Below are 13,433 nucleotides of genomic sequence, written 5' to 3' on the forward strand. Positions count from 1 at the left end.
TCCGACTGGAATGCATCAATGAACAAGAAGCTGATCCGGGTGTGGGACCTGCCCACCCGTCTGTTCCACTGGCTGCTGCTCGCGCTCGTAGTGGCTGCCTTCGTCACCGGGATGATCGGCGGCAACTTCATCGTCTGGCACGGCTGGCTGGGCATCGCCATCTCCGGCCTGCTGGCCTTCCGCCTGACCTGGGGGCTGGTCGGTTCCACCTATGCGCGTTTCGCGCACTTCGTGCCCGGCCCGCAGCGCATCCTCGCCTATCTGCGCGGCCACTGGCGCGGCGTCGGCCACAATCCGCTCGGTGCGCTGTCGGTGCTGGCGCTGCTCGGCGTGCTCGCGTTCCAGGTGGGCAGCGGGCTGGTCGCCAACGACGACATCGCCTTCAGCGGCCCGCTTGCGCCGCTGGTGTCCGAGGAGGTCGGGGCCTGGCTTACCGGCCTGCATCGCCAGAACATGTGGGTGATCCTTGCGCTGGTCGGCCTGCACGTCGGCGCCATCGTGTTCTATGTGCGCGCGAAGAAGGACAACCTGGTCACGCCGATGATCACCGGGATGAAGGAAGTCGCCGACGGCGGCGTCAAGTCGGCCGAAGGCGGCGGGGTGATTCCCTTCGTGATCGCGCTGGCGGTGGCCGCAGCGGTGGTCTGGGTTACCGCGGGTGGGCTGGTGCCGCCTCCGCCGCCGCCCGCCCCGGCGGAGGCCGCGCCGGCCTGGTGAGCGTCCAACCATAAAAAAAGCGCCGGGGGATGCCCGGCGCTTCTTGTTTGTGACCGCGGACTTACTCTTCGCGGTACTGGTCGTGACAGGCCTTGCAGGTCTTGCCCACTTCGCCGAACGCGACCTTCACCGCGGCGGCGTCGCCGTCGGCGGCCACCTTGGCGAGGTTGTTGGCGGCCTTGTTGAAGTCCACTGCGACCTTGGTCACGCCTTCCTTGTCGGTGAACATCGCCGGCTTGACCCGCGTGGTCTGGCCGCCGACGGCCTTCTCGGTGCCCGGCCCGTACAGCGCGCCCATGCCGGAGTTGGCGATGCCGGCGATCGCATTGGCGGCGGCGGCGACCTGATCCTTGTTGTAGCTGCCTTCCAGGTTGGCCTTGATCTTGCCCATGTTCCAGCTCATGTAGCTGTAGCCCGCCTTGCGGTACTTGATCTGGTCTTCCGGCTTGACCTGCGCGGAAGCGGCGCTGGCGAGCGCGAAGGCGGCCATGCCGAACGCGATGCGGGCGATGATTTTCTTCATGTTTTCCTCGTTGTCGTTGAAGTCTGGGGCTGCAGCCGGCCGCGCCCGTGAGGGCGCGGACAGCGGAGCGGGATAGTACAACGGGTTCTCGGACCTTCACCCGCGACGATAGGTTCAAAACCTGCTTGAACGGAGTTGCAGGCAGCATGACAATGCAGCCGAACATACCCCGAAAGTACTAAAGTCAGACCATCCTCCAGCCGTAGATCGAACTGGAGCGCAGCACTGTCACCCGGAGTGCCGGGGAGGGAGAACAAAAATGGGACGACTCGCCAACACACCGATCTGGCTGCGGCTGACCGGCGCGATCTGGCTCATGCTGGTGCTCGCCTGGGGCAGCATGATCGCGTGGGAGACCCGCGCCAACCGCGACATCGCGATCGAGCAGGCGAAGGACTTCGCCCGTTCCGTCAATGAGATGACGATGGCGGGTCTGACCGGGATGATGATCACCGGCACCGTCGCCCAGCGCGATGTCTTCCTCGATCAGATCAAGGAGCTGTCCGCGGTCCGCGACCTCGAAGTGATCCGCGGCGAAGCGGTCAGCAAGCTGTTCGGCCCCGGCGCCGGGGCCGCTTCGGAACCGCCCGACGCGGTCGAGCGCGAAGTGCTGGCCGGCGGCGAGCCGGTGATGCGGGTCGAGAACGACGCGCAGAACGGCGAACACCTGCGGGTGGTGATTGCCGCGCGCGCGTCGCACAACTACCTCGGCAAGGACTGCATCCTGTGCCATCAGGTTGCCGAGGGCACGCCGCTCGGCGCGGTCAGCATGCGCATCTCGCTCGACAAGGTGAATGCCGCGGTCACGAGCTTCCGCAACCAGAGCATCGTGTTCGCGGTGCTGGTGTCGCTGCCCCTGCTGGCGGTGGTGTTCCTGTTCATCCGCCGCTTCGTGATCCGGCCGCTCGATCACCTGGGTGCCGGCATGGCGGAAATCGCGCAGGGCGAAGGCGACCTGACGCGGCGCCTGGCGCGCGACGGCGACGACGAGATCGGGCGCACCGCGGAGGTGTTCAACCGCATGCTGGCGACGCTCGCCGGTCTGGTCCGCCAGGTGGGTGAATCCGCCAGCCAGGTCACCGGGTCGGCGGCCAGCCTCGCAAGCGGCGCGGCACGCGTGGCCGAGAGTTCGCACCGGCAGAACGACCGCTCGCTGTCCGCCGCCGGTGCGGTTGAGGCGCTGACGGTCGACATCGCCCGCATCGCGGAGAGCACCGAACGGGTACGGGAGCGTTCGCGCGAGAGCCTTGCGCGCTCGCTGGAGGGACAGCACAGCCTGGCGCAGCTCATCGGCGAAGTCGGACATGTGGAAGGCGCGGTGCAGCACATGGCGACCGCGGTGGATGCCTTCATGCAATCCACCAGCGCGATCACGCGGATGACGCAGGAGGTGCGCGAGATCGCCGAGCAGACCAATCTGCTCGCGCTCAACGCGGCGATCGAAGCTGCCCGCGCCGGCGAGCAGGGCCGCGGCTTCGCGGTCGTGGCCGACGAGGTGCGCAAGCTGGCCGAGAAGTCGGCCCATTCGGCCGGCGGTATCGACGCCATCACGCGCGAGATCGGCCAGCAGTCGGATTCGGTGAACCAGGCGATTGCGCGCGGGCTCGAACACCTGGCGTCGAGCCGGCGCGCGGCCGACGTGGTGTCGGGCGTGCTCGATGCCGCCAATGCGGCGGTCAGCGAAGTCGGCGAGGGGCTGGATCACATCGCCGCCACCACCGCCGAGCAGCGCCGTTCCAGCGAGTCGGTGACGGCCAGCATCGAGGCCATTGCCGGCATGGCGCGCGACAACAACGCCGCGATCGAGGAGACCGTGGCGGCCGCGCGCGAGCTGGAGCAGCTCGCGGCGCGCCTGCAGGATTCGGTGTCGCGCTTCCGCGTCTAGGCGGGGCTCAGTCCAGCCGTATCGGCACGAAGATGCGGGCGCTGCCGCGCTGGACCAGCAGCGCAAAGCGGTTGCCCGCCTTTTCCGCCAACTGGCGGAACTGGGCGACCGTAGTGACCGGCTGGTTGTTGATCGCCAGCACGATGTCACCGCGCTCCAGCCCGGCCTTGGCCGCCGGACCGCTGGCGGCTTCGACCACCAGCCCGCCGTTGATGCCGAGCTGGGCGGCTTCCTGGCTGCTGAGCGGCCGTGCCGTGAGGCCGAGCTTGCCGCCGGTGCTCTCGCCCCGGCCGGGGCGCGCCGGCGCCGCCGCGGCGGTTTCGGCACCCAGTTCGTCCAGCGTCGCGCTCACCTCGCGGCTGCGGCCGTCGCGCCACACTTCCAGCCGTACCCGGGTGCCCGGGCGCTTGTCGCCGATGATGCGCGGCAGGTCGGCTGAATCGTTGATCCGCGTTCCATCCACTGCCAGCACCACGTCGCCCGCCTTGACGCCCGCCTTGTCCGCGGCGCTGTCCGGTTCCACATTGGCGACCAGCGCGCCGCGCGCGTCGGGCAGGCCAAAGGACTGCGCCAGCTCCTTGTCCACGCCCTGGATGGCGATGCCGAGGCGGCCGCGCTGCACCCGGCCATGCGTCACCAGCTGGTCCTTGACCTTCATCGCGACGTCGATCGGGATTGCGAACGAGATCCCCATGAAGCCGCCCGAACGCGAGTAGATCTGCGAGTTGATGCCGATGACCTCGCCGCCCAGGTTGAACAGCGGCCCGCCCGAGTTGCCGGGGTTGATCGCGACGTCGGTCTGCAGGAAAGGCACGTAGTTCTCGTCGGGCAACCGCCGCGCCTTGGCGGAGATGATGCCGGCGGTCACCGAGTGATCGAAGCCGAAGGGCGAGCCGACCGCGATCACCCATTCGCCGACGCGCGAGCGTTCGGCATCGCCGATCTTCACCGTCGGCAGGTTGCGCGCGTCGATCTTGATCACCGCGACGTCGGTGCGTTTGTCCGTCCCCACCACCCTGGCCTTGAATTCACGCTTGTCCACCAGCGTGACCGTGACTTCGGCCCCGGACTCGCCCACCACGTGGGCGTTGGTCAGCACATAGCCGTCGGCGCTGACGATGAAGCCAGAGCCGATGCCGCGGCTGATCCGCGGCGCGCCCTGGCCGGGCATCTCCGGCGTGGGTACGCCGAAGCGGCGCAGGAAGTCGTAGAAGGGATCGTTGGCCAGCCCGCCGTCGCCGCCGGCTTGCTGCTGTACCACGCTGATGTTGACCACCGCCGGGCCGACCTGCTCGACCAGGTCGCCGAAGTCCGGCAGGCCATAGCGATTGGAGGCGGGCGAACTGTCGCCGAACAGCGCGGCGTGGGCGGAGGAGGACAGCGAAGCGGCGGGAATCCAGCCGGCGAGGCTGAGCGCAAGGGCGGTCACGGCAAGCGGGTGGCGCATGGACGGTATCCTGTGGCGGAAACGTGTGGGACGGGATGCGTGGGTGGACGCCGCGGCCGGGCCGTGCGTTCCCGGACGCAAGCCCGGCATAGATCGGGGCGGGCGCTGCAAAATCAACACCGCGGCGGCGTTCAGAATCCGACGCGGACCGACAGATGGAGCTGGCGATCGAGTTCGTTGGCCGGGCGGTCGTCGCCGTAGCCGGGCATGGACTGCAGCGGGCGCAGCACCAGTTCCTGGTGCTTGCCGAGCAGGTTGATGCCGGTGAGCCGCAGCTCCACCGGGTTGGGGCCCACCTGCAGCGTGCGCGCGATGCTCCAGTCCAGCGTGGTATAGGCCGGCACCTTGTAGCGGTAGCCCGGCACGTAGCCGCTGCCGGAGTCGCTTGCGCCCATGCGCAGCAGGCTCAGCGTGGATTGCCACGGGCCGTAGCGCTGCAGCCAGGTGAGGCTGGCGGTGTAGGGGGCCACGCTGCGGCGCACCGCGTCGTCGTCGCTATGGGCGCGGATCAGTGAGTGGCTGAGCACGAGCTGGCCGCCGGACCAGGGGCGCGTGCGCAGCTGGTATTCCAGGCCCACCAGGCGTACGCCGTCACCGCTGTTCACCCAGCGCGTGGCGCCGGCCGCGCGCTGGATGTCGTTGTCCGGCAGTTCGGCGGGGTCGACCGCGCGCCGCACGATGAAGTCCTCGATGCGCTCGTGGAACAGGCGCAGGTCGAAACTGCCCTGTTGCGGCAGCTGGCCGAGGAAACCGACCTCCCACGCGTCGATGCGCTGCGGCCGGATGTCCGGATTGGGCAGGTGGTCGAGCATGATCAGCCCGAGCTGCGGATGCACCACGCGGATGTCCGCCGAGCGCTCGAACAGCGTCGGCTGGCGCCAGGCGCGCGAATAGCCGGCGCGCCAGGTCTGGGTCGGGCTGGGCTGCCAGTTGAGGAACACCCGCGGCGCGAGGCGCAGCCGGTCGCCCTCGATCTGCTCGGCCATCGCGCCGATGTTCCACAGCCAGCGTGGCGCCATCCGCCATTCGGCATTGCCGAACAGCCGCCATTCCTGCTGGCTGTGCGAGTCGCCGCCGTAGAACAGCATCGGCGCGCGCAGCCAGTCGCGGCGCCATTCGGTGCCCCACAACAAACGCAGGTCGTCCAGCGGGCGCAGTCGCTGGCTGAACTCGATGTTGTCGCGCAGGCTGTCGCGGTCGTTGTCGACAGTGACGACCAGCCGCGGGAGATTGCGCAGGTAGGCCACCTCGGGGCGCAGGTTCTTGTGCGAATCGAGCAGCCAGTCTTCGCGCGACTGCTCGCGGTTGCGGTACCACGACAGCGACCATTCGTCGTCGGGGCTCAGCGTGCGGCGCCATTTCAGGTGCACCGCGCCGTCCTCGTGGCGGGCGGTACGCGGGGCGACGACGTCGAACTGGGTGCCCTCGTAACCGGCCGAGCGCGCGCCGCTGCTCATGCCGGCGGTGACGGTCACTTCATCCACCGCGCTCACGCGCAGGTCGGCACGCAGGTTCAGCACGTCGATGCGCTGGCTGTCGTGCAGATCGGCCATGCCGCGGTCTTCGATGTGCTGTGCGGTGACCCGCAGGCCCATCGCACCGTCGTGGAGTACCGCGCGTCCGGTCGCGTCCGCGATGCCGTTGGTGCCGCCGCGCAAGGACACCGAGTTGCCGGTTTCGGCCCCGGTGTGGCGGGTGAGGATATTGACCACGCCGAGGAAGGCGTTGGAGCCGTAGGCGGCCGAATCCGAGCCGCGCACGACCTCGATGCGGTCGATGTCTTCGAGCGCGATCGGCAGCGACCCCCAATCCGCACCGCCGAAGAAGTAGGGCGAATACACCGAGCGCCCATCGACCAGCACCTGCATCTGGTTGGGATAGTCGGACCCCAGCCCGTGGTAGGTGACCCAGTGATGGTTGGCGCGCTCCTGCCCGACCTGCATGCCCGGAACGAGCCGGAACAGGCGCGCGAGGTCGCGGTAACCGGTGGCGGCGATCAGTTCGCTGTCGATGACCGTGACGGCGCCGGGCGTGTCTTCCATGGCCTGGGGCAGCCTGGACACGCTGAGCACGACCGGCAGGGTTTCGAAGTAGCCCTCTTCGGCATGCGCCGACATGGCACCCCCGCCGAGGGCGAGGCAGGCGAGAACGACCGGCAGGACGCGTGTGTCACAGGTTCGACGATACATCCTGGCCGCGGGTTCTCATGATGTTGGTTTACTGGCGAAAGTATAACCCCGCGCGCCGGCTTGAGCGGTGGCGGCGCGGTCGGGGTAACATCGACAGGTCGCTTACCGCCCGGGCGGCATCCGCGCCGTCCTCGAATCCATGACCCTGACCGATCTCCGCTACCTCGTCGCGCTCGCCCACGAACGCCATTTCGGCCGTGCCGCCGAAAAATGCCACGTCTCGCAGCCGACGCTGTCGGTGGCGATCAAGAAGGTCGAGGACGAGCTGGGCATCGCGCTGTTCGAGCGCAGCGCCTCGGAAGTGAAGATCACCGAGACGGGCCGCCGCATCGTCGCGCAGGCGGAAAAGGTGCTGGTCGAGGCCAGCCAGATCCACGAGATCGCCGCCGCCGGCAAGGACCCGCTGGCGGGACCGCTGCGGGTGGGGGTGATCTACACCATCGGCCCCTACCTGCTGCCGCGGCTGATTCCGCGGGTGCACCAGCTGGCGCCGCGAATGCCGCTGATCATCCAGGAGAACTACACCACGCGGCTGGCCGAAGCGCTCAAGCGCGGCGAACTCGACGTGATCATCATCAGCCTGCCGTTCGAGGAGGCGGGCATCGTCGCGCAGCCGGTGTACGACGAGCCGTTTCGCGTGCTGCTGCCGGCGGCCCATCCGTGGACCGCGTTGGACAGCATCGACCCCGAGCATCTTGCCGAAGACCAGCTGCTGCTGCTCGGCTCGGGCAACTGCTTCCGCGAGCAGGTGCTGGAAGTGTGCCCGCACTGCCGCAACGTCGGCGGCCTGCAACGCACGCTGGAAGGCAGCTCGCTGGAGACGATCCGGCATATGGTGGCCACCGGGCTGGGGGTGACGGTGCTGCCGAGTTCGGCGGCGGACGAACTCACGATCCAGAATCCGCTGGTTGCCGTGCGTCCCTTCACCGCCCCCGAGCCATCGCGCCGCGTGGCGCTGGCCTGGCGCGTCACCTATCCCCGCAGCGGCGCGATCGACATCCTGCGTACCGCCATCCTGGAAAGCGAACTTCCCGGCGTGCGGCCGATCGGGCGGGTGCCCGCGGTGGAAGCGGCCTGAGGTCGGATCCTCCAACACGCAAAACGGCCCTCACGGGCCGTTTTGCTGGCTGCACCGCGGCGAAAACTCAGCCGGCGGTCTTGCCACCCGCGCGCTTGCGGGGCGCGGGCTTGCCTGTTTCCTCGTTGGCCGCGGCCTTGGCGGGCGTGCTCTTGCCGCCCGCCTTGGGGGTCTTGGCCTCGAACTCGAAGCCGACCTTGCCATCTTTGCCGCGCACCAGGAAGGCGGAGAACTTGCGCCGCGTGCGTGCCGACACGAAACCCTTCAGCAGATCAGTCTTGCCGTCGGTCAGCAGCTTGGCCATCTGCTCGCGTTCGATCGGTTGCTGCAGGATGATCTTGCCGGAGCGGAAGTCGCAGTTCTTGCCGGGGCCGACGGACTTCTCGCAGACATAGGCGAGGCCGTGCTCGAACACGTTGGCGCCGCACTTGGGGCAGGCGCCGATGGACTGCTGGCCGGAGAAATCGACCGCTTCGCCGCCTTCCTCGCCTTCCTTGGGCTGACCGAAGTCGAACTCCGGCTGCTTGTCGTCGTTGAGCTTGATCTCGGCGTTGAACAGCCGCCCCATCTTGTTGCGGAAGCCGAGCAGCGGGCCGACCTTGCCGTCGCGCAGCAGGGTCTCGATCTCGTCGATCTCGAACTGGCGCCCGGCGACGATCTTCCAGGTGCTCCAGTCGCAGGCCTGGCAGGCGAACTTCTTGTAATTCTCCTTCACGGTGCCGCCGCACTTCGGGCACGGCGTCTTCAGCGTGACGAAGTCGCCCGGCACGGTGTCCGATTCGTAGCGTTTGGCGCGTTCCACCACCTCGCGCGCCATCTCGGCGATCTCGTGCATGAAGGCTTCGCGCGAGAGTTCGCCGCGTTCCATGCGCGACAGCTTGTATTCCCAGCCGCCGGTGAGTTCGGGCGAAGTCAGCGCATTGACGCCGAGGCCGGTCAGCAGCGTGATCAGCGAGAAGGCCTTGGCGCTGGGGATCAGCTCGCGGCCTTCGCGGTGGATGTACTGCTCGGCGATCAGACCTTCGATGATCTGCGCCCGCGTGGCCGGGGTGCCGAGGCCGCGTTCCGCCATTGCCGCGCGCAGTTCCTCGTCGTCCACCATCTTGCCGGCGCCTTCCATTGCCGACAGCAGCGTGGCTTCGTTGAAGCGGGCCGGCGGCTTGGTCTGCAGCGCCTTGACCAGGATATCGTCGGTGGACACCGTCTCGCCCGGCTTGACCGCCACCAGCTGGCGCCCGCTGTCCTTGCCGGCTTCCTTGCCCTCACCGTCCTCGTTCGCAGCCTCCTTGCCATACACCGCCAGCCAGCCGGCGTTGACCAGCACCTTGCCCTCGGTCTTGAAGGCTTCGCCCTCGACGCGGGTGATGCGGGTGGTGATCTGGTATTCGGCGGCCGGGTAGAACACCGACAGGAAGCGGCGGGTCACCAGGTCGTAGATCTTGTGCTCGGCTTCCGACAGGCTCTTCGGCAGCGTCCCGGTGGGGATGATCGCGAAGTGGTCGGAGATCTTGGCGTTATTGAAGATGCGCTTGTTGGGCCTGACCCAGCCCTGCTTGGCGATCTCGTTGGCGAAGGGCGCGTAGGTGTCGGGCAGGCCGGCCATCACGTCCTTCACGGTGCCGAGGTAGTCCTCGGGCAGCGCGCGCGCGTCGGTACGCGGATAGGTCAGCACCTTGTGCTTTTCGTACAGCGCCTGCGCCAGCTGCAGCGTGACGCGGGCGGAGAAGCCGAAGCGGCCGTTGGCTTCGCGCTGCAAGCTGGTGAGGTCGAACAGCAGCGGCGAGAGCTGGGTGGAGGGTTTGGCTTCCTCGGTGACGACGCCCGGTTTGCCCTCGCACTTCGCGCGGATGGCTTCCGCCCTGGCCTTGTCCCACAGCCGGTGGGCGTTGGCGTGTTCGTCGCCTTCGGGCTTCCTGAAGTTCTCGTCCAGCCAGCGCCCGGTGTACTCGCCGGCGGCGCAGCCGAAGGTGGCTTCCAGCTCCCAGTAGTCGCGCGGCTTGAATTTGCGGATCTTGTCCTCGCGCTCGACCACGATGGCGAGCGTGGGTGTCTGCACCCGACCGACCGTGGTGAGGTGGAAGCCGCCGGTCTTGGAGTTGAACGCGGTCATCGCGCGGGTGCCGTTGATGCCGATCAGCCAGTCGGACTCGGCGCGGCAGATCGCGGCATTGCGCAAGCCTTCGACGTCGCGTGCGGCGCGCAGGTGGGCAAAGCCGTCGCGGATCGCCGCCGGCGTCATCGACTGCAGCCACAGCCGCTGCATCGGCTTGTTGGTGCCCGCGTGCTGGGCGATGAAGTTGAAGATCAGCTCGCCTTCGCGGCCCGCGTCACAGGCGTTGATCAGGCCGGTGACGTCCTTGCGCTTGATCAGCCGGGTCAGCAGTTTCAGGCGGTCGTCCGTCTTTTCGATCGGCTTCAGCGCGAAATGCGGCGGAATCACCGGCAGGTGGGCGAAGGTCCATTTGCCGCGCTTGACCTCGAATTCCTCGGGGACGGCAAGCTCGAGAAGGTGGCCGACGGCCGACGACAACACGTAATCGTCGGACTCGAAGTAGTCCTTCTCCTTGGTGAAGCCGCCCAGCGCACGGGCGATGTCCTGCGCGACGGAGGGCTTCTCCGCGATGATCAGTTGCTTGCTCATGCCGGGGGGCAGGTGCGGAGGGCCGTTTCCGGCTGTCCGTCCGTTAGGGTTGTGAAGCGGCGGATGATAAAGAGCCGCGCGCCCGCCGTGCAAGCCAGATGGCGGCGAGGGTCAGTGCAGCAGGGGCGCGCCTTCGTCGTCGTCGGAGGACAGCAGCTCGTCGATGATCAGGGTGTCGACCGGCTGTTCGCGCTGCCACAGCACCATCAGCACGATGACCTTGAGGCGGCCGAGGGTGATCGTGAAGTTGCTCAAAGCCACCGCGCGCTCGACGATCAGTTCGCGGCTGACGGCGTCCAGCACCCCCGCACCTTCCAGGAAGGTGAGGAAACCCCGGCAGGCGGCGCTGAGGCGGGTGCACTCGTAGTCGGAATACAGCCGCACCGCACTGCGGGAGGGCGCCACGCAGGGATGGGTTTCGGCCGCGACACGGCGCAGCCCCGCCAGCCAGTCGAGCGCCTCGTTGATTTCCTCGTCTTCGAAACCGGCCGCGGAGAGCTTGCGCGCGAGCTGGTCGGACGCCGGGCAGGCATTGGCGTGGATATAGCTCTCGAAGAGATAGACAAGGATGTCGAACAAAGGAAACCTCGCGAATGACCGGCAGCGCCAGGGCGACCGCCTTGCGTTCGGCCTTGAGTGTTAGAGGCGCTGGAACCGGCTGCCTGCACAACGGCCGATGCGACCGTCCAGTTCCATGGGAAGGAGAATGGCGTACAGCGCGTCGACCGTCAAGCCGCTGCGCTGCACCAGAAGCTCGATGTCCACGGGCTCGTGGCCGATCAGCGCAAGCACCACGGCGGCGGCGGGATCGGCGGGCGGAGGCGGGGCGGAATCCGGCCCCGCGGCGGCGGTGGAAGGGGCGTGCTGCGCAGGCGAAAAGCGTCCGCGCAGCTCTTCCAGTACATCCTCCGCGGTTTCGACCAGCTTGGCGCCGTCACGGATCAGCCGGTGACAGCCGCGCGCCAGCGGCGAGTGGATGGAGCCCGGGATCGCGAACACCTCGCGGCCGGTCTCGGTGGCCAGCCGCGCGGTGATCAGCGAGCCGCTGCCGACCGCCGCTTCCACCACCAGCACGCCGAGCGAGAGTCCGGCGATGAGGCGGTTGCGGCGTGGAAAATGGTGACGCAGCGCGGGCGCGCCCAGCGGGAACTCGCTGAGGATGGCGCCGGCCTGCGCAATCTGGCGCGCAAGCTCGGCGTTGCTGGCGGGGTAGATGCGATCCGCGCCAGTGCCGATCACCGCCACGGTGCCTGCGCCCCCGCTGGCGGCGAGTGCTCCGCGGTGGGCTGCTGCATCGATGCCCGCCGCCAGTCCGCTGACGATCACGAGTCCCGCTTCGCCGAGCGCGCGGGCGAAGGCCGCGGCATTGGCTTCACCGTTGGCGGTGGCCGAACGGGCCCCGACGACGGCGAGCGCGGGGCGCTGCAGCAGTGCGGGTTCGCCCTTGAGATACAGCAGCGTGGGCGGGTCGGAAATCTCGAGCAGCGCCGGCGGATAGTCGGCGTCGGCGAGCGTGAGGATGTGGTTGCCGGATTCGTCCGCCCAGGCCAGGGCAGCGTCGATGGCTTTGCCGTCCGGCGGTGCCAGCAGCCGGTCCGCGGCCTCATTGCCGACGACGCTGGCGATCGCGCCGCGGCTGCTCTGGAACACGGCCTCCGGCAGCCCGAAGGCGGCGAGCAGCCGGCGCTGTCGTTCCGGGCCGAGGCCGGGCGCCAGTGCCAGCCGCAGCCAGCCGGCCAGATCCTTGCCCGGTGGCACTGCTCAGGGCTTGCGGATGCTGTCGCCGATGCTGACCTGACCGTCGGTTTCCATGATCAGGCCGTACGAGATGCGGTCGAAGACGCGGAACACGAACACCAGGCCATAGCGCTTCTCCGGCAGCTGGAAGGATTCGCGCCCCTGGTCGTCCTTGTATTCAGCCACGCCACGATTGCGGTACAGCGCCAGCACGTGGCCACGTTCCACGCCTTGCTGGGCACCGGCGCCGAGGGCGACCACGTGCAGGCGACCGGTTTCGGTCACGCCGCGGTAGATCGACACGACGCGCCCTTCCACGGCCTGCTCGGGCGCATGGGGAGCATAGGAGAACACCGACGGCGGCTCGCTGGGCACCATCAGGTCGCCGACGCCGATCTCCTCGTTGGCGTTGAGGATTTCCAGCGTGGTCGGGTTGCCGCGCTCGGTGACGCGGGCGCTCCCGAGGTATTCGGCTTCATAGCCGAGCAGTTCCTGGGTGACCGGGTCGTGCAGCGCGCGCGCCGGGCGGTAGATCTGCCAGCTGTCGACCCCTTCACGCACGTTCTTGGCGAACACCGTGTCGCCGGTGCCCGTATAGACGCGGCTGGTTTCGGTGGCGACGATGGTGGCCGAATTGGCGATGCGGGCGCCGTCGACGATCAGCGGGCGGGTCAGGAAAGGATCGATGACATGCAGCGGAATGCTCGGCACCGGCTGCGTACCGCTTTCGGAATAGACCTGCGGGAACAGTTTTTCGTCGCGGCTGCCGACCCGGCGGCCGACCGTCAGCCACGGGCCGCTGCGGTCGAGCAGGATCACCTGGCCGGGATAGATGAGGTGCGGATTGCGGATCTGGTCGCGGTTGAAACGCCACACCTCGGGCCAGCGCCAGGGCTGCTTGAGGAAGCGGCCGGAAATGCCCCACAGCGTGTCGCCCTTGACCACCGTGTAGGAGTCGGGCGCGTCGTCCGCAAGCTGGACGCCCTGGGCCGCGGCGGCGCCGGCAAACAGGGTCGCAATGCTGACGAGGAGTGGGAATATAATTCGGATCATTGCTCGCTTCCGGTAAGTGCGGGAAGGCTCTCGCCGTCCAGGAACGCCGCTTTGCCGCCAAGGGTCGAAACAGGGTGATCGCAAACCACCCCAGCGCCGTCGGAACCCTGCCCGGCACAGCACGTGGGCATGCATGTCAAATCGCTTGAAATTCTGCACTTAA

10 protein-coding genes are annotated in these 13,433 nt (G+C 68.1%); 3 read left to right on the forward strand and 7 right to left on the reverse strand.

Annotated elements, in window-relative coordinates; translation table 11 throughout:
* The first annotated feature begins 18 nt into the window (after positions 1–18).
* Positions 19–717 carry a cytochrome b/b6 domain-containing protein gene (locus tag dqs_RS00500; RefSeq protein WP_065339363.1) on the forward strand — a complete coding sequence of 233 codons (699 nt, stop codon included), beginning with the start codon at positions 19–21 and terminating at the stop codon, positions 715–717.
* Between the two features lie 61 nt (positions 718–778).
* Here dqs_RS00500 and dqs_RS00505 read toward each other — a convergent pair whose 3' ends face one another.
* Positions 779–1,240 carry a c-type cytochrome gene (locus dqs_RS00505; RefSeq protein WP_065339364.1) on the reverse strand — a complete coding sequence of 154 codons (462 nt, stop codon included), beginning with the start codon at positions 1,238–1,240 and terminating at the stop codon, positions 779–781.
* Positions 1,241–1,499: 259 nt separating this feature from the next.
* Here dqs_RS00505 and dqs_RS00510 point away from each other — a divergent pair, with 259 nt between their 5' ends.
* A complete protein-coding gene (locus tag dqs_RS00510; RefSeq protein ID WP_011763828.1) occupies positions 1,500–3,125 on the forward strand; it encodes a methyl-accepting chemotaxis protein in 1,626 nt (541 codons plus the stop codon).
* Between the two features lie 7 nt (positions 3,126–3,132).
* Here dqs_RS00510 and dqs_RS00515 read toward each other — a convergent pair whose 3' ends face one another.
* A complete protein-coding gene (locus tag dqs_RS00515; protein WP_065339365.1) occupies positions 3,133–4,572 on the reverse strand; it encodes a DegQ family serine endoprotease in 1,440 nt (479 codons plus the stop codon).
* A 131-nt stretch (positions 4,573–4,703) separates the two neighbouring features.
* Complete coding sequence (locus dqs_RS00520; RefSeq protein WP_011763830.1) at positions 4,704–6,689, reverse strand: TonB-dependent receptor plug domain-containing protein; 1,986 nt, start codon at positions 6,687–6,689, stop codon at positions 4,704–4,706.
* Between the two features lie 211 nt (positions 6,690–6,900).
* Between dqs_RS00520 and dqs_RS00525 the strand changes: the two genes are divergently transcribed.
* Positions 6,901–7,839, forward strand: a complete 939-nt coding sequence (locus dqs_RS00525) for a hydrogen peroxide-inducible genes activator (protein ID WP_011763831.1) — start codon at positions 6,901–6,903, stop codon at positions 7,837–7,839.
* A 67-nt stretch (positions 7,840–7,906) separates the two neighbouring features.
* Here dqs_RS00525 and dqs_RS00530 read toward each other — a convergent pair whose 3' ends face one another.
* From dqs_RS00530 to dqs_RS00545, 4 genes are all read right to left on the reverse strand, one after another.
* The gene (locus dqs_RS00530) at positions 7,907–10,480 is read right to left on the reverse strand and encodes a DNA topoisomerase III (RefSeq protein WP_065339366.1); all 2,574 of its coding nucleotides are present in this window, start codon (positions 10,478–10,480) and stop codon (positions 7,907–7,909) included.
* A 111-nt stretch (positions 10,481–10,591) separates the two neighbouring features.
* Positions 10,592–11,059 (reverse strand): Smg family protein, encoded by a 468-nt coding sequence (locus tag dqs_RS00535; protein WP_011763833.1) that lies wholly within the window; start codon positions 11,057–11,059, stop codon positions 10,592–10,594.
* 60 nt (positions 11,060–11,119) lie between these two features.
* The gene (dprA, locus tag dqs_RS00540; RefSeq protein WP_065339367.1) at positions 11,120–12,238 is read right to left on the reverse strand and encodes a DNA-processing protein DprA; all 1,119 of its coding nucleotides are present in this window, start codon (positions 12,236–12,238) and stop codon (positions 11,120–11,122) included.
* Positions 12,239–12,241: 3 nt separating this feature from the next.
* Complete coding sequence (locus dqs_RS00545) at positions 12,242–13,270, reverse strand: LysM peptidoglycan-binding domain-containing protein (protein WP_041642155.1); 1,029 nt, start codon at positions 13,268–13,270, stop codon at positions 12,242–12,244.
* Positions 13,271–13,433: the final 163 nt, after the last annotated feature.

Origin of the sequence: Azoarcus olearius (assembly GCF_001682385.1) — a bacterium.
GTDB classification, from domain to species: Bacteria; Pseudomonadota; Gammaproteobacteria; order Burkholderiales; family Rhodocyclaceae; genus Azoarcus; species Azoarcus olearius.

Coding starts and splice junctions, on each gene's coding strand:
- dqs_RS00515 (WP_065339365.1), bottom strand. CDS start 4,572: ATGCGCCACCCGCTTGCCGTGACCGCCCTTGCGCTCAGCCTCGCCGGC.
- dqs_RS00505 (WP_065339364.1), bottom strand. CDS start 1,240: ATGAAGAAAATCATCGCCCGCATCGCGTTCGGCATGGCCGCCTTCGCG.
- dqs_RS00530 (WP_065339366.1), bottom strand. CDS start 10,480: ATGAGCAAGCAACTGATCATCGCGGAGAAGCCCTCCGTCGCGCAGGAC.
- dqs_RS00510 (WP_011763828.1), top strand. CDS start 1,500: ATGGGACGACTCGCCAACACACCGATCTGGCTGCGGCTGACCGGCGCG.
- dqs_RS00520 (WP_011763830.1), bottom strand. CDS start 6,689: ATGTCGGCGCATGCCGAAGAGGGCTACTTCGAAACCCTGCCGGTCGTG.
- dqs_RS00545 (WP_041642155.1), bottom strand. CDS start 13,270: ATGATCCGAATTATATTCCCACTCCTCGTCAGCATTGCGACCCTGTTT.
- dqs_RS00525 (WP_011763831.1), top strand. CDS start 6,901: ATGACCCTGACCGATCTCCGCTACCTCGTCGCGCTCGCCCACGAACGC.
- dqs_RS00500 (WP_065339363.1), top strand. CDS start 19: ATGAACAAGAAGCTGATCCGGGTGTGGGACCTGCCCACCCGTCTGTTC.